This is a genomic window from uncultured Sphingomonas sp. (assembly GCF_936927845.1).
Lineage (GTDB): Bacteria > Pseudomonadota > Alphaproteobacteria > Sphingomonadales > Sphingomonadaceae > Sphingomonas.
This window is the reverse complement of record NZ_CAKZHV010000068.1, coordinates 60,464-79,351: the sequence shown is the minus strand read 5'-3', so window position 1 is coordinate 79,351 and position 18,888 is coordinate 60,464. Positions and strand designations below refer to the sequence as shown.

The window sequence follows — 18,888 nt, the reverse complement described above, 5'->3', positions numbered from 1 at the left end:
GTTTATTATCAACTTTGCCCGTTGTAAGCGCTAAGTACAAATGGCACCAGCCCGCTAGATAGAAATGGCACTCTGCGGTGCTATCGGCGGGTCGCCGGTGTCATAGCCGTTCTCGGCAACGAGGACGCGCATTGTATGACGGTGCTGGCGATGAGTGCTGCTGAGATCACCCGGTTCGACACGCTGATGCGGCTCGACCGCGGCGAGATCCGGGTTGCGGACGCGATGGAGCTGCTCGGCCTTGCGAGGCGGCAGGTGTACCGGCTGCTGGGCCGCCTGCGACAGGACGGCGCCAGCGGCCTGGTGTCGCGCAAGCGAGGACGACCGAGCAATCGACGCTACAGCGACGCTTTCCGCGCCGAGGTGGCCACGCTGGTGCGCGAGCACTACGCCGACTTCGGACCGACGCTGGCGCGCGAGTACCTCGCCGAGCGCCATGGCATCGGCCTGTCGTGCGAGACCCTGCGGCGCATCATGATGGAGGCCGGGTTGTGGCAGGACCGTGCGGCCAAGCGCCCTCGCCCGTATCAGCCGCGCTACCGGCGTGACTGCCGCGGCGAGCTCGTCCAGGTCGACGGCTCCAAGCACTGGTGGTTCGAGGGCCGCGGTCCGCAATGCACGCTCCTGGTCTTCATCGACGATGCCACCAGCGAGCTTATGCACGTCGAGATGGTCGAGAGCGAGAGCACCTTTTCCTACATGCGCGCGACGAGGACCTACCTCGAGCGGCACGGCAAGCCGGTGGCCTTCTACACCGACAAGCACAGCGCCTTCCGCAACAACACGGCCTCGGCGAAGGGCGACGGCATGACCCACCTCGGCCGTGCGTTGGACCGGCTCAACATCGAGCTGATCTGCGCGAACTCGCCGCAGGCGAAGGGGCGCGTCGAGCGCGTCAACGCGACGCTGCAGGACCGTCTGGTCAAGGCGATGCGGCTACAGCGCATCTCCACCATCGACCAAGCCAACGCCTTCCTCCCCTCCTACATGGCGCAGCACAATCGTAGGTTCGCCAAGGCGCCGTTCGACCCGCGCGACCTGCACCGGCCGCTGGCCATCCACGAAGACCTGGAGGCGGAGCTGGTGTGGCGGGAGCAGCGCACCGTCACCGGCGCCCTCACCCTGCACTACAACAAGGCCATGTTCATCCTGGAGCCCTCCCCTGCCTCGCAGGCGCTCGCGCGCAAGAAGGTGGACGTGTGCGAGTACCCGGATGGCCGGCTTGAGATCCAGCATGAGGGCACGGCCCTACCCTATCGCATGTTCGACAAGATGCGCCGCGTGAACCAGGCTGCTGTGGTCGACAACAAGCATCTCGACGCAGCGCTGGCACTAGCGCGCACCATCCAGCAGGTTCAGCCGCACCATACCAAGCGCAACAACAACGAGCCGGCTCGCACAGCTCAGTCGGCCGGCGTGTTCAAGGCATCCTCCCCGGCTTCATCCGGTCAGAAGCTGGACCGTCGTACGCTCGGCAACAGCAGGCTCAAGCGTGGTCCCCGCCTCTCCAACGAAGAGCTGGTTGCGCGCGGCCTCGGCGAGTACGCCCGCTAACGGCCAGAGCCGACATCGGTTGGCCTCCACCCACCGAAACGGGCGTAGAGCGTCGGCAGGACGAACAAGGTCAGCAGCGTCGCCGAGATCAGCCCGCCGATTACCACCGTGGCGAGCGGCCTCTGGACCTCGGCGCCCGCCCCATGCCCCAGCGCCATCGGCACGAAGCCAAGACTGGCGACGAGCGCAGTCATCGCGACGGGCCGCAATCGGAGCAGTGCTCCCTCACGTGCGGCACGCGCCCGGTCCATCCCTTCCCGCATCAGATCGTGGATGGAAGACACCATCACCAGCCCGTTGAGCACCGCTACGCCAGACAGTGCGATGAACCCGACCGCGGCCGAGATGGAGAAAGGCAGACCGCGGAGCAGGAGCGCGAGAATACCGCCAACCAACGCCAGCGGCACGCCAGTGAAGACCAGGGCCGCGTCGCGCAGCGATCCGAGCGCACCGTAGAGCAGCAGCATGATGACGGCGAAGCATATTGGCACCACGATCGTCAGGCGTGCCCGGGCGCTGGCCAGGTTCTCGAACTGCCCACCCCAGGTGAGATAGGTGCCGGCCGGTAAGGCAACCTGCTGCGCTATCTTGGCCTGCGCTTCCTCGACGACGCCGGCTACGTCTCGCCCGCGCACATTGGCTTGGACGACGACACGCCGTTTGCCGTTCTCACGGCTGATCTGGTTCGGCCCGTCGCCGAGACCGATGTCGGCAACGCTGGCGAGCGGCAAGAACGATCCGCTCGCGGTGGGCACCGGAATCTGCCCGAGGGTCTGCAAATCGGCGCGTGCCGTTTCGCCGAGACGGATCACGACCGGGAAGCGGGCGTCGCCTTCGAAGATCACGCCAGCCTGCTTGCCGCCTACGGTTGCCGCAACGACGTCCTGGACATCGCCGGCAGAAACACCGACGCGCGCCATCGCGTCCCGGTTGGGACGAATGTCGAGAAGCGGCAGTCCTTCGGTCTGCTCCACCCGGACATCCGCTGCACCAGGCACCTTGCGCATCACGTCCGCGATCTGGACCGCGGTCGCATTCATGCTGGCAAAGTCGTCGCCAAACACCTTTACCGCGATATCGCCGCGCACGCCGGCGACGAGCTCATTGAAGCGCATCTGGATCGGCTGCGTAATCTCGTAGCCGTTCCCCGGGATGGTCGAGACCTTCTTCTCGATGCGCTCGACCAGTTCCTCCTTGGGCAGGTTCGGGTCCGGCCATTCCTTACGTGGTTTCAGCATAACAAACGTGTCGGTCGCGTTGGGCGGCATCGGATCGCTGGCGATCTCCGACGTGCCCGTCCGCGAGAAAGCGTATTGCACCTCCGGTTCGCGGCTGATCGTCTTCTCAACCGCGAACTGCATCCGCTGGCTCTGTTCGACCGACGTGCCGGGCGGGCGCCAGGCCTGGACGAGGATGTCGCCCTCGTCGAGCTGCGGCAGGAACTCCTGACCCAGCGTTGTGAAGGCAAGCGCCGCCAGCACGACGCCGGCAAGCGCGCCCCCTATCGTGAGACTGGGACGCCGCATGGCAGCATCGAGCCCAGGCTCGTAGCGGCGCTTGAGCCAGACCACGATCCGGCTTTCCTTCTCCTCGACCTTGCCCGCGAGGAAGGCGGCAATAGCCGCCGGTACGAAGGTCAGGGACAGCACGAAAGCGAAGACGAGCGCGATGATGACGGTCAGCGCCATCGGTTCGAACATCTTGCCCTCCACGCCGCTGAAGGTGAGCAGCGGCGCATAGACGAGGATGATGATCGCCTGCCCATAGACTGAGGGCCGTATCATCTCGCGGGCCGACGCCGCCACGATCGCGAGGCGTTCCTTGAGCGGGAGGACACCTCCGGTTTCGTGCTGGCGCGTGCCGAGGTGGCGCAGTGCGTTCTCGACGATGATGACCGCGCCATCGACGATGAGGCCGAAGTCGAGCGCGCCGAGGCTCATCAGATTGGCCGAGACGCCGGCACGCAGCATCCCCGTGGCGGTGAGCAGCATGGTGATCGGAATCACCATCGCGGCGATCAGCGCCGCGCGGAAGTTGCCGAGCAGCACGAACAGCACCACGATGACCAGCACCGCGCCTTCCGCGAGGTTGCGGGCAACCGTCGCGATCGTGGAGTTCACGAGCTTGGTACGATCGAGCACCGGTTTGACCACGACATCGGTCGGCAGCGATCGGCCGATGGCCTGAAGCCGTTCACCGACGTCGGTCGCGACGGTGCGGCTGTTCTCGCCGATGCGCATCACGGCTGTGCCGACGACGACCTCGTGACCGTTCTCGGACGCCGAGCCGGTGCGGATGCCCTGCCCGGCCTTCACGGTTGCCACCTGATTGAGCACGATCGGCACACCGTCGCGGCTTGCGACCACGGTGCGTGACAGCTCATCAGCGGTACGAACCCGCGCGTCCGAGCGGACGAACAACCCTTCGCCGTTCCGATCGACCGTGCCTGCGCCGATGCTGGTGTTGCTGCGCTCGAGCGCGGTAGCGAGGTCCTGGACCGTCAGTCGCATCGATGCCAAGCGCTGGAGGTCCGGAATGACCAGATATTCACGGTCGAACCCACCCAGCGAGTCTACGCCAGCGACCCCTTCGGTCCCGCGGAGCTGCGGCGACACGATCCACTCCTGAACGGTGTGAAGATAGGTCGCCTTGTCGCGTTCGTTGACGAGGTGTTCGCCTTCGGGGGTGATGTAGCTGCCGTCGCGCTGGAGCCCGGGTTCGCCATCCCGATGCTTCACGCGGTTGAGTTCTTGAAACTCGACGGTCCACATGAAGATGTCGCCGAGACCGGTCGCGATCGGCCCCATCTCGGGCATGACGCCCTGCGGCAGCCGTTCCTCGGCCATCCGCATCCGCTCGGCGACCTGTTGGCGAGCGAAGTAGATGTCGGTCGCGTCGGTGAAGACGGCCGTGATCTGGGCAAAGCCGTTGCGGTTGAGCGACCGGGTATAGGCAAGACCCGGAATACCCTTGAGCGAGGTTTCGATCGTGAAAGAGACCTGCCGCTCGATCTGATCGGGCGACAGCGATGGTGCGAGGACGTTTACCTGCACCTGGTTGTTCGTGATGTCCGGGACGGCATCGATGGGGAGGCGCTGGAGGGCGAAGATGCCCGCGAGCGCGGCGACAAGAGTCAGCAGCAGGACTAGCCAGCGCCGCTCGACCGAGAAGGTGACGAGGCGGGAGATCATGGGCTCAGTCCATGTCCATCCCGCCACCCTTGCCGAGTTCGGCTTTCAGGGTGAACGAGTTAGTGGTGGCGATCCGCTCCTGGCCATTGAGGCCGGAACTGATGATGACCTGATCGCCATTGCGGCGACCGGCCGTGACCGGGGTGGCGTGAAAGCCGGTCGGGGTGCGGACGAAGACGACTGTGCGGTTCTCGATGCTTTGCACCGCGGTGGAGGGGACCGAGACGCTACGATCGCCGTTGGCGGGCAGCATGAAGCTCGCCGTCACCGGCTCGCCCACCCGCCAGGTATTCCCCGCATTGTCGAGCGTGGCGATGACAGGCACGAGGCGCGTGCTGTCATCGAGCGCTGGGGACACGAACGACACCCGTCCTTCCTGTCTACGACCGGCTGCGGTTACCTCAACCCGCGTACCCGGCCGGATACGGCTTGCATCCGCGGGCGAGACCGAGGCGGTGATCGTCACCCGCGAGAGGTTCGCAACCCGGTAGAGTTCGGCGTTCGCATCGACAGTCTGGCCGAGAACCGCCGGACGGGCGATTACCTGACCTGAGATCGGCGAGCGCATGGCGATGCGGTTGAGGGCACCACCACCGCCCCCCGTGGTACCGAGCTGTTGCTGCGCGAGGCGCAGCGCGATTGCCGCCTCCGTCGCTGCGGTCCGCGCCGCCACCAGGTCTTGTTCGGGCGAAACGCGCTCGGCAAAAAGCCGCTGTTCGCGCCGAAGGTTCGACTGTGCCAGTGCGGCGCGGGCGCGAGCGGCCTCGACTTCCGCCTTCAGAGAAGCGGCCTCGCGGCTCTCGATCACCGCCAGCGGGTCACCCTGCCGGACGGGCTGGCCGAGGTTGCGTGTGAGCGCGACCAAGCGACCGCCGATGGTTGCGGAGACAACCTGGACGCCTTGGGGATCGCCCTGGATGAGCGCGGGCAACTCGATCGCGCCGGCGACCCCGCCCACGGTCGGGCGGGCGACCTCAATGCCGGCGTCGGCGATCTGCCGCGCCGTGAGCGTCACCGCATCCTTATCCGTCTTCTTCTCGGCCCCCTCGCCCTTCTCCATGCCCTCCATACCGGCCATGTCGTCGGTCTTCTTCTCGGCCCCGCCGCACGCAGCGAGCGCCAGCGGAAGCAAGGCGGACAGTAGGGTCCGCGCATGATTGGTTTTCATCGTGCGTCCTTCGCATCGTTAGGCGCCGGGGCGGCGAGCCGTTCCAGCCGGGCCTGTGCGTCATGATAGGCGGCCAGCGCGTCGACCGCGGCCGCACGGGTGTCGGCAAGCGTGCGTTCGGCCTCGAGGAGATCCAACTGACCGAACTTGCCTTCGCGGTAGCCGATCCGCGCGATCCGCGCGGCTTCCTGCGCCGCGGCAAGCGTCGGTCCGGTCGCGTTGCGGGCTGTCGTCGCCGCATTCGCAACGTCGCCCTGTGCCGTGGCGATGGCCTGTTCCGCATCGAGCAGCGCGAGGCGGCGCTGCGCGTCCGCCTGGGTGCGTTGAGCAGAGGCCAGATCAACGGCCGCTCGGCCATTGTTGAACAGTGGCAAGGGCACCGACACGCCGAATACCGCGGCCGTATCGTTGGTCATCTCCAGCCTGCGTGCGGACGCGCTGATCGTTACGTCGGGAACCCTCTGGCTTCTGGCAAGGCGGACCTGCGCCGTCGCCGTGGTGAGATCGGCCTGCACCGCCGCGGCCGTCAGCGTGCCTTCACTGCGCACCGGCAACCGTGGTCCTGCGCCTTCGATCCGGGCGAACCAGGCTGTATCCAGCGAGCTGGGGCCGCGCCCGATCAGCCGGGCAAGATTGCCGAGCGCCACTTGGGCGGATCGCTCCGCGCGCTCGGCCGCTCCTTCCGCATTCAGCCGAGCTACGTCGGCGCGCTGCTCTTCGAGCGGTGAGGCGCGACCGGCCGCAACGCGAACCCGCGCTGCACGCAGTACCTCGTTTGCGATCCCGACCTGTTCGCGGGCGGTGACTACCCTGCGTTGCGACGCCGCGGCATCGTTATAGGCCTGCGTGACCCGCAACCGGAGATCGGCCTGTATGATTGCCGCTTCGAGCGACGCGCGGTCGAGTTGCGCATTGGCGACCGCGACGCGCGCGGACCGCTTGCCGCCGAGTTCAAGCGGCAAAGATACGCCGACCGTCGTTTCGGCCGAGCGCAGTCCCTTATAGATACCGGTGCCGGCGACGTTCTCGCTCATCGCGTCGAGCGACGGATTAGGCCGCAAGCCGGCGATCGAGCGTTGCGCTTGCGCCGCCTGAATGCCCGATCGGGAGACCTCGACCGCCGGCGATACTGCACCGGCCGCGGTAAGAGCTTCATCAAGGGTCAGCGGCGGTGCCGACGCCTCCGTGTCCTGTGCCTGTGCCGAGTTGCTCGACGCACAGGCTGTCGCGACCAGCACGGCCGCTATCATGCGCTTCATTGTAGATGCTCCTGACGAACCAGTCTCAGGCGCCGGAAGGCGCCCGGTGCGTCGTCAGGCCTGTGGTGGTCGAAGCGCCGGGTCGCTCTGATGCGCAAGCCAGACCGGAGCCTTGTGGCTCGCAAATTCGGCCCAACTGTCGATCACGGCGACGTCGACACTATGCTCAGCGGGTGCGGCGACATGGTGACCGTGACAGACGGTGTGATGATGAGGATAGCCCTTATCCGCATCCGCCGGCACCTCGTCGCAGTCGCCAGCCATGTGCATGATTGTGTTGACCTGAGAGGTCTCGATGCACCCGACGCCTTCCGTAGCCTCCGCCATGCCCGCCCAGCCGGTCAGGACCAGCATCAGACAGGCGAGAAAGGGCAGCAGCTTGCGCATGAGCTTGCTCCTTATCATTCCGCGAGAATGGCGTGACCCGCGATCATCGGACGCTACCCGGCCAGCGTTGCGTTCGACTTTCATGAGCTGCCACCCATTTCTGCCAATGCACCTCGGGTAATCTCCCAAGCGGAGTGCAGGAACAGGACCGCAATGATGCCGGCGACCGCGAGGTCGGGCCATGCCTTCCCGGTCCATGCCACCAGGCCGGCGGCAATGACGACGGCGATGTTGGCGAGCGCATCGTTCCGGCTAAACAGCCAGATAGCCCGTACATTGGCATCGCCCTCGCGAAACCGTGACAGGACGAGCGCCGCGCTGACGTTGACGATAAGGGCGACGATCCCGATGCCGCCCATCAGATCGGCGTCGGGTGCCACGGCGTTCATCGCGCGCCAGATGGCAAAGCCGATGACACCCAGACCCAGTGTTCCGAGGAACAAGCCTTGGGCGAGAGCGACCCTTGAACGGGCTGGCGCCGTCCAGCCCAACGCGATGAGGCCGAGCAATGAGATCGTGCCGTCGCCAATGAAGTCGAGCGCATCGGCTTTGAGCGCCTGACTGTCGGCGACGAACCCACCGACGATTTCGATCAGCCCGAAGCCCAGGTTCAGGAGGACCACGATCCATAGGGCACGCCGATAGGCAGCGTCGCGCTCCGCACGTTTCGTGTCGCCCGTGCAGCCGCACGTAGAGGATTCGCTTGCGCTCATCCCGCTCCGTTACGATCTACAGTCACTGTAGGAGCAAGCGTAAAATTGCGAGGACCGCAGGGTGTTGATGATCGGCGACATAGCGAAACGGACCGGGACCAAGGTCAACACGATCCGTTTCTACGAAGATATAGGCTTGATGCCGGAGGCTGCGCGCACGGCAGGCGGGCGCCGCACCTATGGTGATGCGGAGGTTCGCCAGCTCGCTTTTATCCGTCACGCCCGTGATCTGGGGTTCTCGACTGACGAAATCCGATCCCTGATCGCTTTGTCGGCCAACCCCGATCAGGATTGTAAGGAAGCAGGCTCGCTCGCTCGCCGGCACCTTGCGAGCGTGGAAGACCGCATTGCCCGCCTGACGGCGCTCCGAAACGCATTGGCTGATGCGACACGGGATTGCGAGGGCGGCAGGATCGCCGATTGCCGGGTTATGGAAGCGATCACGATGCCGGCTGATTTGGACAGCGGAACGCGGGTCTAAGCTGCACATACGCAACTCCTGACGAAGCCCGTCAGGATTGCGGCGCTGTCGCGATGCTGGAGGGGTCCGTGGTGGTGTCGATCGGCATCCCGGCTTCCTTGCGCTCCGAATAGCGATCTACGAGTTGGGCAGTGTGTGGGCGCAGCAGTATCGTGAACCGCACCAGCTCCTCCATCACATCCACAATCCGGTCGTAATAGCTCGACGCCTTCATGCGCCCGGTGTCATCGAACTCGTTGAACGCCTTGGCGACGCTCGACTGGTTCGGGATCGTCACCATCCGCATCCAGCGACCCAGCACGCGCAGCGTGTTGACGCTGTTGAAAGACTGTGATCCGGCCGACACCTGCATGACCGCGAGCGTGCGTCCCTGCGTCGGACGCATCCCGCCCATCGACAGCGGCAGATGGTCGATCTGCAGCTTCATGATGCCGGTGATCTGGCCGTGACGTTCCGGGCTGCACCACACCTGTCCTTCCGACCATAGAGACAGCTCGCGCAGCTCGTGGACGGCCGGATGGTCGTCGCGGGCATGTTGGTCGGGCAGCGGCAGCGTCGATGGATCGAAGATGCGTGTCTCGCACCCGAAGAACCGGAGCAGGCGCGCCGCTTCCTCGACGCACAGCCGGGAGAAGGACCGTTCGCGCAGCGAACCATAGAGCAGAAGGATACGTGGCGCGGGATTGCACGGGCCGAGCCCGACAGCGGGTCGCTGGATGGCATAGGCGGGATCGAGCGCCGGTAGGGTATCGGGATCGGCGAGCGTGCGGAGCGGCATCAGAGAGCTTTCACGAGATAGGCGGCCGACGCGGGGCACAGTGCGGTGAATTCGCGCGATGCGGCGATGGCCGGGGGAGCAGCGCCGCGATCGGCATCGGCATAGCCGAGCGCCCGGAAGAATGGTGCGGCCGTGGTCGTCAGGAGGTGCAGGCGCTCCACCCCGAGGTCGTGTGCCTGTCGTTCGAGGTCGGCGACCAACACCCGCCCGAGGCCAAGTCGACGGCGATCGGGGACGACGACGATCGAGCGGAGCAAGCGGTCGGCCCCTGCTCCCTCGAGCCCACCGAAACCGACGAGGCTACCGGCCTCGATCCGGAAGAACAGGCGGCCGGGATCGGCGAGATCGGCACTCGGCAGGTTCGCGGCATCGAGCAATTGTGCCAAGCCAGCCAGACCGGCAGGTTCGAGCACCGTGGCGACCATTCTGGTCATGCGATGCTGATCCTGATCGCAAGCCCCGCGAGCGTGATGAGCAGCACCGGCACGGTGAGTGTCACGCCGACACGGAAGTAATAGCCCCATCCGATCCGCACGCCCTTTTGCCCGAGGACGTGGAGCCAGAGCAGCGTCGCGAGTGAGCCGATCGGCGTCAGCTTGGGGCCGAGATCGCAGCCGATCACGTTGGCATAGATCATCGCTTCCTTGATCGCGCCCGTGGCGTGGGTGGCGTCGATCGACAGCGCGCCCACCAACACAGTCGGCATGTTGTTCATCACCGACGACATAATCGCCGCGATCACACCCGTACCCAGCGCGGCGCCCCACACGCCGCCTTGCGCCGTGCGATCGAGCAGCGCCGCCAGATGGTCGGTCAGGCCGGCGTTCCGCAGGCCATAGACGACCAGGTACATGCCGAGAGAGAAGATCACGACCTGCCAGGGTGCGCCGCGCAGCACCTTGGCCGCTGAGATCACATGGCCGCGCCCCGCGATCACCAGCAACAGGATCGCGCCGGCAGCGGCGACGGCGCTGACCGGCACGCCGAGCGGTTCGAGCAGGAAGAACCCGGCGAGCAGCAGCCCAAGCACGATCCATCCGGCGCGGAAGGTCGCGGCGTCGCGGATCGCGTCACGCGGCGTACGTAGCGCGCCTACGTCATAATTCGCCGGTATGTCGCGCCGGAAGAACAGCAGCAGCGCGCCAAGCGTCGCTGCGATCGACACCAGGTCGACCGGCACCATCACGGAAGCATAGTCGCCGAACCCGACACGAAAGAAGTCGGCCGACACGATGTTGACGAGGTTCGATACGACCAGCGGCAGGCTGGCGGTGTCGGCGATGAACCCGGCCGCCATGACGAACGCCAGCGTCGCCTTGTCTCTGAACCCCAGCGCCCGCAGCATGGCGATGACGATCGGCGTCAGGATCAGCGCCGCCCCGTCGTTGGCAAACAGCGCGGACACGCCTGCGCCGAGCAGCACGATCAGGACGAACAGCCGGCGACCATGCCCGCCGCCCCAGCGGGCGACGTGCAGCGCCGCCCACTCGAAAAATCCGGCTTCGTCGAGCAACAGGCTGATGACGATGATCGCGACGAACGCGGCCGTCGCGTTCCAGACGAGGACCCATACCACCGGCACGTCGGACAGGGTGACGACACCCGCGAGCAGCGCCACCACCGCCCCGCCCATCGCGCTCCACCCGATCCCGAGGCCCTTGGGTTGCCAGATGACGAGCGTGATCGTCGCGACGAAGATCAGGACGGCAAGGAGCATCAGGCGACGCGCTGGCCCGACGCGTCCACCACCTGTTCGCCGTCTTCCTTGGCGAACGCGCCGAGCTGGCCGCTCGGCAGCAGATCAAGGACGGCTTCAGAAGGGCGGCACAACTCCACGCCGAGCGGCGAGACGACCAGCGGCCGGTTGATGAGGATCGGGTGTGCCATCATCGCATCGACCAGCGCATCGTCGGATAGCGACGTGTCGCCCAGGCCCAGCTCGGCATAGGGCGTCCCCTTCTCGCGCAGCAGCGCGCGGGGCGTCATGCCGGCGCGGTCGATCAGCTCGACCAGCAGCGCACGCGCGGGTGGGGTCTTCAGATACTCGACCACGTGCGGCTCGATGCCGGCGTTGCGAATAAGACCGAGCGTGTTGCGCGACGTGCCGCACTCGGGGTTGTGATAGATGACGATATCGACGGACATGGGACGTCCTTTCAGCAGCAGGGGGTGAGTTCGGCGACGAGCGGCGCGCACAGCTCCGCATTGCCGGCGCAGCAGTCCTTGACGAGGAACAGCGTCAGCGCGCGCAGGCCGTCCAGATCGGCGCGATAGATGATCGATCGGCTATGGCGTTCCGATTGGACCAGTCCCGCGCGAGCAAGAATGCCGAGGTGCGCCGACATGGTATTTTGCGGCACGTCGAGCTGGCGGGCGATATCACCCGCAGCCATGCCGTCCGGCTCGTGCCGCACCAACAGGCGGAACACGTCGAGCCGTGTCCCTTGCGCAAGCGCGCCTAGCGCAGCGATAGCCGAATCGTTTTCCATATATCCAGAATAGACGATATATTGGGCTTGTCCAGTTTTGCGCACGCTGTCTCGCCGTCAGCACTTGCCGGAATGGCAATAACGGCCATGCGGGATTGATCGCGCCAGTCGTCGATCCGGCGCCGGCCTCTCACATCGCCGATACGGGTGGTTCCAACGTGCCCAGCCAGGCAACGAGCGCCAGGATCGTGATGGCGCAGCCACCCTCGATCGCGAGACTGCGCAGCAGAGTGCCGAGTGCGCCGCGAAGATCGGCCGCGGCGATCGAGCGCTCGAGAGCCGGTGTCAGCCGGAAGCGATTAAGCGACGCGAGCCCCAGCATCGCGCCCAACAGCGCGAGTTTGGCGAGAAGAAGCTGGCCGTAGAGGGTGTCGGGAAGGCGCTGCAGATTGCCGACGCCAACCAGCAGCCAGCCATTCACCAGACCCGTTACCACGATCGTGCCGACCAGAATCGTACCCGCGAGACCGAAGCCGTGCAGTGCGCGATGGCTCAGTCGGAGATGGGCGACGTCGACGCGACTAGGCGCACGCGTGACGAGCAGCGTCAGACCGAGCAGGGCGCCGACCCAGGCGCCGGCTGCCCATAGGTGCAGAATATCCGCCAGTAGATGAACCCAGCCGGTCGCACCCTCGTCCATTGCGCCGTGACCCGTCCAGGCGAGCGTTGCGAGCGCGATCCCCGCCGCGACCGCAACCAGGCCGAGCGGAGCGGTCCGTCCTCGCGCGATCAGCGCGAAAATGGTCCCGACCACCAGCGCGATCATGCGAGTTTCCCACGCCGTGCCCGTCGCAGATCTGGTAAGCAGCATTCCGATCGCCTCGCGGACGACCGGCCAGGGCGGCGCCCCTGCCATCGCCGCAGCGAGGAGCGCGAGAGCGATGCAGGAGAACAGGAGCCCCAGCAGGCCGCATCCGACGAGCCACGGGCGTAAGGCGATGGCGTCCGCGCGTTCGCCGCCCTTGAGGCCGTAGAGGCCGAAGGTCGATAAGCCGAACAGGCCACTCAGCGTCATGTAGAGCGCAAAGCGAACCGCGATCAGCGGCCAGTCGGCGTCCACCTTACTTCACTGCGAAGGCGATATTGCCGGTGACGCGGTGCGTGTCGGCCGAGACGACATGCCATGCGACGCTATAGCGTCCTGCGGCGAGCGGCGCCTTCGGCGTGACGACGAGGGTGCGGCCATCTCCGCCGACCGCGGCCGCGGCGGTGACCTTCATCGGTGCATGCTCGGTGCCGCCATGACCGGTCATCACGAGGTCCGCGCCCGAAAACTTCGGCATCAGCTTCTCGCTGAAACGAAGCGTGATGCGCGCAGGCTTGGCGACGGTCGCGTTCGCTGCCGGCGAGGCCGACAGGAGCTTGGGATGAGCCTGGGCGGCGCCGGCGATGCCGAGAAGGGCCAAGGTGGCAGGCAGGAAGATGCGACGCATGGGGCTACTCCGTGAGGTTCGTGCTCTATTTACGCGGCCCGATCGCCCACCCCTCACCGCCGCATGAGGGATGATGGGCAGCCTCGCGTATCGAATGCTAGAGGGGTGGAGTGGAAAGCATGGAAGATCTGGACAGAGCATTGGCGAGGCTGGCAGGCGCACCTGTCCCTGCCGCGCTGGAGGGGATCGAGGATCAGGTCCTCGCCCGCATCGGCACGCGCCCTGTCGTGCGCCAAGCCGGGCTCGGCCTCGGCGCGGTGACGATCGCGGCGCTCGCGATGGGCGTGATCGGCGCGGAGCTGCCGGCGACCGCCAGCCCGGCGGTATCGCTCGCTCCGTTAGGGGGCGCATCGCCTCTCGCGCCGTCGAGCTTGCTGATCGGCGAACCATGACCTCGACCAGGCGCCTCCTTTTCTGCGTCCTCTTAGCCTTCCTGGCGGCGATCGGAGGCGTGTTCGTCGGACGAGCGCTGTTGCCCCAGCCCAAGCAGCCCGGCGCGGCGCTCCACGAGGTGCTGCACCACAAGCTCGCGCTCGATGCCGACCAGCAGGCCCGGTTGAAAATTCTGGAAGACCGTTTCGCGGTGCAGCGGCGTGCGCTCGAACTCGAGCTGCGCGCCGCCAATGCCCACCTCGCCGAGGCGATCGAAGCCGAACACGGCAATGGCCCGCGGGTCACGGCTGCGGTCGATCAGAGCCATGCCGCAATGGGCGAGCTGCAGAAGGCGACGCTCGCGCACATCTTCGCCATGCGGCAGCTCCTGCGGCCCAATCAGACATCCCAATTCGACGACGCGGTGGTGAAGGCGCTCACCGACGGCCAGGGGTGAGCCTCGACTGGACCGCGCTGTCCGACGGCGAGCTGGCGGCGCTCAGCATCGCCGGTCGACAGGCCGCCTTTGCCGAAATCGTGCGCCGCTATCGTCAGCCGGTGTTCCGGCTTGTCCGGGCGTGCGTCGGGGAGCCCGACGAAGCGCTCGACCTCGTTCAAGAGACCTTCGTCGCTGCGCACCAAGCCCTTTCCCGTTACGACGCCCAGCGCGCCATGAAGGCGTGGCTGTCGACGATCGCGATCAACAAATGTCGTGATTGGGCGAGGAAGCGCACTGTGCGCCGCTTCGTCTCCTTCGCCCTTCCGATCGACGGGCAGGCCGAGACGATCGTGGACGATCAGGTGCCGATCGATGACAGCGCGGCCGACCGACAGGAGTTGGACCGCGTGACACGCGCCATCTCGACCTTGCCGGCGAACCTGAAGGAGCCGCTGGTGCTCCGGACGATCGAGGGCCTGAGCCAGGCCGAGACGGCCGAGGTGCTGGGTATCAGCCAAAAGGCCGTCGAAACCCGCCTCTATCGGGCGCGGGCGCGCCTCATGGAAAAGTTGAACGCGAGCTAAGGGATACGCGACCGGGACGCGTAGAAGGGGTGAAACGGGGCCGGTAGCGGCCCCACCCTTCGAGGAGCTTTCATGTCCCGCGTTCTCGACCGCCGCCAGGTGCTGCGCGGTGCCAGCCTAGCCGGAGGCGGCCTTGCGCTGTCGGCCTATATGCCGGCGTGGGCGCAGCCGGTGTCCGCGGGCATCGCCAAGCCGTTGCCGACCGTTTCGGGCGAAGACATCACGCTGAAGGTCGCCCACCAGATGATGATGATCGACGGGCGGCAGAGCCACGCGATCGGCATCAACGGCACCGTGCCGGCCCCGCTCATCCGCCTGCGTGAAGGCCAGAACGTCCGCCTCCACGTCGTCAACGAGCTGGACGAGGAAACCTCGATCCATTGGCATGGGCTGTTGCTGCCCTTCCAGATGGACGGCGTGCCCGGCATCGCGTTCCCGGGCATCCCGGCCCGCTCGACCTTCACCTATGAGTTCCCGATCATCCAGAGCGGGACGTACTGGTATCATAGCCATTCCGGGCTGCAGGAGCAGGAAGGGCATTATGGTCCAATCCTGATCGATCCCAAGAACCCCGACCCGGTGCAGTTCGATCGGGAGCACGTCATCGTGCTGTCCGATCACAGCTTCCGTCACCCGCATTACCTGTTCGACCGGCTGAAGAAGGAATCGGGCTACTTCAACCGCCAGCGCCAAACCCTATCCGGGCTCCTCGCCGGCAAGGATCAGTCGCTGAAAGAGCGGCTCGAGTGGGGCAAGATGCGGATGGACCCCGCCGACGTCGCCGACGTCACGGGTTCGGTCTACACCTACCTGGTCAACGGTTACGGACCCAAGGACAACTGGACGGCGCTGTTCCGACCCAGCGAGCGAGTGCGGCTGCGCTTCATCAACGCATCGTCGATGACCACCTTTAACGTCCGCATCCCGGGCCTGCCGATGACGATCGTCGCGGCCGATGGCTTGAACGTCCGTCCGATCGAGATCGACGAGTTCCAGTTCGGCCCGGCGGAAACCTATGACGCGATCGTCACGCCGCCCGACCTGCGCGCCTATACGCTGGTCGGCGAGAGCATCGACCGCTCCGGCATGGCGCGCGCGACGCTCGCGCCGCGCGAAGGCATGGCTGCCGAGGTGCCTCCGCTCCGCAAGCGCCCGCTCGCGACCATGAAGGACATGGGCATGGGCGGCATGGATCATGGCACGATGGACCATGGTGCTAAGGGCGCCGCGGCGGGATCGATGTCGGGCATGGACCATGCCGCGATGGGTCACGGCACCGGCACGATGCCGGGCATGGATCATTCGCAAATGAACCATGGGGCGGCCGGCGCCGCAGCGGGCAGCATGGCGGGCATGGACCACGGGCAGGCCCAAGGCTCCGCCATGCCCGGGATGGGCCAGGCAGGCGGGGCAATGCCCGGCATGAGCGGCGATCAGATGGGCGGCATGGACATGTCGGGCATGGACATGGGCGCGATGAACATGCGCGACTTCTCCAAAGCGCCAGAGGTGACGAAGGGACCGGGCGTGCAGACCATCTCGCCGATGCCGGTCGATCGCACCGGCGATCCCGGACAGGGGCTCGAGAACGTCGGGCACCGTGTGCTGACGTATCGAGATCTGATGGCGCTCGATCGCAATCCGGACACGCGTGCGCCGGAACGCGAGATCAAACTGCATCTGACCGGTAACATGGAGCGCTACATGTGGGGCTTCGACGGCGAAAAGCTGTCGGAGAACCCCGATCCGATTACCATCCTCCATGGCGAGCGAGTGCGGGTGACGCTCATCAACGACACGATGATGGGTCATCCCATCCACATTCACGGCCACTTTTTCGACTTGGTGACGGGTAAGGGCGCTTATGCGCCTCGGAAGCATACCGTGCTGGTCCAACCGGGCGGCACTGTGAGCTGGGACGTGACCGGGGAGGAAGGCGACTGGGCCTTCCACTGCCATATGCTCTACCACATGCATGCCGGCATGATGCGGGTCGTCCAGGTCCGCAAGGCAGGAGCGGCAGCATGACGCGCGCGCTTCTTCTTGCCGGCCTGGCGTCGTTCGGCCTCGCCGCCCCCGCGATCGGGCAAAGCATGGACCACTCCATGATGCCGGGCATGTCCATGCCCGGGATGAAGATGCCCGCCAAAAAACCGGCCGCGCGCGCGAAGCCGGCCACGAAGAAGCCGGCGGTCAGGAAGGCACCGGCTCGGAAGGCACCGGTCAGGCGCGCCGCTCGGCCCGCGGCCGACCCTCACGCCGGGCACGACATGACAGGCATGAAGATGCCCGGGATGAGCATGGGCCGGACCCCGGCTCCCGATCCCCACGTCGGCCACGACATGAGCGGGATGCAGGGGATGGATATGGGCGGTCAGCAGGCCGCGCCCGCCAAGGACCCGCACGCCGGGCACGATATGTCGGCCATGCCCGGCATGGGAGCATCGACCGGCGCTCATCAGGACCCACATGCGGGCCATGACATGAGCGCGATGCCGGGCATGGCGATGTCCGGTAATCAGTCGGCCGCGAAGGTCGGAACCGACCTTTCCCCCGGCAACAAGCCCGCTCCCGCCCCTGCCGGCGACCACCTCGCGGACCGTTTCTGGGGAGCGGACGTCATGGCCAGCTCGCGCGAAAACGATCTGCGCCGCGAGCACGGCGGGATGACCGTCTATCAAATCCTCTTCAACCTCGCCGAATATCAGGCGGGCAAGGGCGGTGACGGCTATCGCTGGGATGGCGAGGCTTGGATCGGAGGCGACATCAATCGCTTCACGCTCAAGACCGAGGGAGAAGGTACGTTCGGCAAGCCGCTCGAACAGGCCGAGGTGCAAGCGCTCTACAGTCGGGCGCTCGATCCTTACTGGAACCTCCAGGCAGGCGTTCGCTACGACTTCAAGCCCAACCCTTCGCGCACCTATGCGACGGTAGGGATCGAGGGATTGGCCCCCGGTTGGTTCGAAGTGGAGGGCGCGCTGTTCCTCTCCGACAAGGGCGACGTGCTTGGCCGTGCCGAAGGCTATTACGATCAGCGCATCACCAACTGGTTCGTGCTCCAGCCCCGGGTAGAGGCCAACTTCTCGGCCCAGGATGTGCCCGAAACCGGCACCGGCTCGGGGCTCACCGACCTCGAGGCGGGGTTTCGTCTTCGCTACGAGGGGCGTCGCGAGTTCGCCCCTTACATCGGCGTGTCCTGGGAACGGCAGTTCGGCGACACGGCGCGCTTTACCCGCGCACGCGGTGACAACACCGGCGGCTTCAGTTTCGTGGCGGGTGTGAGGACCTGGTTCTGAGCCCGCGGCTGCGCCTCCACATCGGGGCGAGCAAGGTCCACCGCTGGCTCGCCCTCCTGATCGGGGCGCAGGTGATCGTGTGGTTCACCAGCGGGCTCGTCATGGCCCTGCTGCCGATCGATACGGTGCACGGAGATCACCGGATAGATCGTGATGCCGAGCCGGCGCTTTCGAGCGCCCAGGCATTCGCACCCGTTCCGACGCTGTTAACGGCTGCTGGCTCGCCCGTCCGTCAGCTTCAGCATCGCGTGCTGCTCGGTCGGCCTGTGGTCGAAGCGCAACTTGCGTCGGGCGGTGTCCGGTTGCTGGACGCCCGCACCGCGACCGTGCTCCCGCCGATTGATGCATCGACCGCTGGCGCCATCGCCAGGAAGGCATATCGCGGTAAGTCCGCCACCTCGACCGTGGAGCGTGTCGAGCGGGCGAGCCCCGAATATCGTGGCGCACTGCCAGCATGGCGCACCTCGTTCGCCGATGACGATGCCACCCGCATCTACGTGTCGGCCGAGACAGGACGGCTGACGTCGGTGCGCACCGGCACGTGGCGGCTCTACGATTTCTTCTGGGGGCTCCACATCATGGACTGGACCCAGCACGAGCGTTTCAACACGCCTTGGCTGAAGGCGTTCGCTGCCGGCGGTCTCGTCTTCGGCGTGGCGGGCGCGATCCTTCTGTTCATGCGCTGGCCGCGTCGACGGCGTAAATCCCGAGGGATGCGTCAGGGCGCCGCGTAATACTCTTCAG

20 protein-coding genes are annotated in these 18,888 nt (G+C 66.2%); 8 read left to right on the top strand and 12 right to left on the bottom strand.

Annotation, left to right across the window (positions count from 1 at the left end; translation table 11 throughout):
- The first annotated feature begins 135 nt into the window (after positions 1–135).
- Complete coding sequence (locus Q0579_RS16305) at positions 136–1,554, top strand: ISNCY family transposase (protein ID WP_298814280.1); 1,419 nt, start codon at positions 136–138, stop codon at positions 1,552–1,554.
- Here the strand turns inward: Q0579_RS16305 and Q0579_RS16300 are convergent.
- The 5 genes from Q0579_RS16300 to Q0579_RS16280 form a co-directional block, all read right to left on the bottom strand.
- Positions 1,551–4,745: a CusA/CzcA family heavy metal efflux RND transporter gene (locus tag Q0579_RS16300; RefSeq protein ID WP_219753437.1), complete on the bottom strand. Its 3,195-nt coding sequence runs from the start codon at positions 4,743–4,745 to the stop codon at positions 1,551–1,553. The genes Q0579_RS16305 and Q0579_RS16300 overlap by 4 nt on opposite strands.
- 4 nt (positions 4,746–4,749) lie before the next feature.
- Positions 4,750–5,913 carry an efflux RND transporter periplasmic adaptor subunit gene (locus Q0579_RS16295; protein ID WP_069319171.1) on the bottom strand — a complete coding sequence of 388 codons (1,164 nt, stop codon included), beginning with the start codon at positions 5,911–5,913 and terminating at the stop codon, positions 4,750–4,752.
- On the bottom strand, positions 5,910–7,172 hold the full coding sequence (locus tag Q0579_RS16290; protein ID WP_219753436.1) for a TolC family protein: 1,263 nt from the start codon (positions 7,170–7,172) through the stop codon (positions 5,910–5,912). The genes Q0579_RS16295 and Q0579_RS16290 overlap by 4 nt, the downstream gene beginning before the upstream one ends.
- Before the next feature lie 54 nt (positions 7,173–7,226).
- Positions 7,227–7,559, bottom strand: a complete 333-nt coding sequence (locus Q0579_RS16285; RefSeq protein WP_131818578.1) for a hypothetical protein — start codon at positions 7,557–7,559, stop codon at positions 7,227–7,229.
- Between the two features lie 80 nt (positions 7,560–7,639).
- Positions 7,640–8,272 (bottom strand): cation transporter, encoded by a 633-nt coding sequence (locus tag Q0579_RS16280; RefSeq protein ID WP_069319174.1) that lies wholly within the window; start codon positions 8,270–8,272, stop codon positions 7,640–7,642.
- Positions 8,273–8,333: 61 nt separating this feature from the next.
- Between Q0579_RS16280 and Q0579_RS16275 the strand changes: the two genes are divergently transcribed.
- On the top strand, positions 8,334–8,753 hold the full coding sequence (locus tag Q0579_RS16275; RefSeq protein WP_069319175.1) for a helix-turn-helix domain-containing protein: 420 nt from the start codon (positions 8,334–8,336) through the stop codon (positions 8,751–8,753).
- Positions 8,754–8,784: 31 nt separating this feature from the next.
- Here Q0579_RS16275 and arsH read toward each other — a convergent pair whose 3' ends face one another.
- The 7 genes from arsH to copC all read right to left on the bottom strand — a co-directional run bounded on the left by arsH (position 8,785) and on the right by copC (position 13,453).
- Complete coding sequence (gene arsH, locus Q0579_RS16270) at positions 8,785–9,531, bottom strand: arsenical resistance protein ArsH (protein WP_069319176.1); 747 nt, start codon at positions 9,529–9,531, stop codon at positions 8,785–8,787.
- The gene (gene arsN2, locus Q0579_RS16265) at positions 9,531–9,956 is read right to left on the bottom strand and encodes an arsenic resistance N-acetyltransferase ArsN2 (protein ID WP_069319177.1); all 426 of its coding nucleotides are present in this window, start codon (positions 9,954–9,956) and stop codon (positions 9,531–9,533) included. Before arsN2 ends, arsH begins: the two co-directional genes overlap by 1 nt.
- Before the next feature lie 5 nt (positions 9,957–9,961).
- Positions 9,962–11,248 carry an arsenic transporter gene (locus Q0579_RS16260; protein WP_174195060.1) on the bottom strand — a complete coding sequence of 429 codons (1,287 nt, stop codon included), beginning with the start codon at positions 11,246–11,248 and terminating at the stop codon, positions 9,962–9,964.
- A complete protein-coding gene (gene arsC, locus Q0579_RS16255) occupies positions 11,248–11,676 on the bottom strand; it encodes an arsenate reductase (glutaredoxin) (RefSeq protein ID WP_069319179.1) in 429 nt (142 codons plus the stop codon). Before arsC ends, Q0579_RS16260 begins: the two co-directional genes overlap by 1 nt.
- Positions 11,677–11,687: 11 nt before the next feature.
- The gene (locus Q0579_RS16250; RefSeq protein ID WP_069319180.1) at positions 11,688–12,020 is read right to left on the bottom strand and encodes a metalloregulator ArsR/SmtB family transcription factor; all 333 of its coding nucleotides are present in this window, start codon (positions 12,018–12,020) and stop codon (positions 11,688–11,690) included.
- Positions 12,021–12,150: 130 nt separating this feature from the next.
- Positions 12,151–13,080, bottom strand: coding sequence for a copper homeostasis membrane protein CopD (copD, locus tag Q0579_RS16245; RefSeq protein ID WP_298814272.1), 930 nt, complete (start codon positions 13,078–13,080; stop codon positions 12,151–12,153).
- A gap of 1 nt (position 13,081) precedes the next feature.
- Positions 13,082–13,453 carry a copper homeostasis periplasmic binding protein CopC gene (gene copC, locus Q0579_RS16240; RefSeq protein ID WP_069319181.1) on the bottom strand — a complete coding sequence of 124 codons (372 nt, stop codon included), beginning with the start codon at positions 13,451–13,453 and terminating at the stop codon, positions 13,082–13,084.
- Between the two features lie 119 nt (positions 13,454–13,572).
- Between copC and Q0579_RS16235 the strand changes: the two genes are divergently transcribed.
- The 6 genes from Q0579_RS16235 to Q0579_RS16210 all read left to right on the top strand — a co-directional run bounded on the left by Q0579_RS16235 (position 13,573) and on the right by Q0579_RS16210 (position 18,878).
- Positions 13,573–13,845 (top strand): hypothetical protein, encoded by a 273-nt coding sequence (locus tag Q0579_RS16235; RefSeq protein ID WP_069319182.1) that lies wholly within the window; start codon positions 13,573–13,575, stop codon positions 13,843–13,845.
- Complete coding sequence (locus Q0579_RS16230) at positions 13,842–14,282, top strand: periplasmic heavy metal sensor (RefSeq protein ID WP_069319183.1); 441 nt, start codon at positions 13,842–13,844, stop codon at positions 14,280–14,282. Before Q0579_RS16235 ends, Q0579_RS16230 begins: the two co-directional genes overlap by 4 nt.
- Positions 14,279–14,848 (top strand): RNA polymerase sigma factor, encoded by a 570-nt coding sequence (locus Q0579_RS16225; protein WP_069319184.1) that lies wholly within the window; start codon positions 14,279–14,281, stop codon positions 14,846–14,848. Before Q0579_RS16230 ends, Q0579_RS16225 begins: the two co-directional genes overlap by 4 nt.
- Positions 14,849–14,920: 72 nt before the next feature.
- Positions 14,921–16,876 carry a copper resistance system multicopper oxidase gene (locus Q0579_RS16220; RefSeq protein ID WP_298814264.1) on the top strand — a complete coding sequence of 652 codons (1,956 nt, stop codon included), beginning with the start codon at positions 14,921–14,923 and terminating at the stop codon, positions 16,874–16,876.
- Positions 16,873–18,144: a copper resistance protein B gene (locus tag Q0579_RS16215; protein ID WP_298814262.1), complete on the top strand. Its 1,272-nt coding sequence runs from the start codon at positions 16,873–16,875 to the stop codon at positions 18,142–18,144. The genes Q0579_RS16220 and Q0579_RS16215 overlap by 4 nt, the downstream gene beginning before the upstream one ends.
- Positions 18,135–18,878 carry a PepSY domain-containing protein gene (locus Q0579_RS16210; RefSeq protein WP_258046396.1) on the top strand — a complete coding sequence of 248 codons (744 nt, stop codon included), beginning with the start codon at positions 18,135–18,137 and terminating at the stop codon, positions 18,876–18,878. Before Q0579_RS16215 ends, Q0579_RS16210 begins: the two co-directional genes overlap by 10 nt.
- Positions 18,879–18,888: the final 10 nt, after the last annotated feature.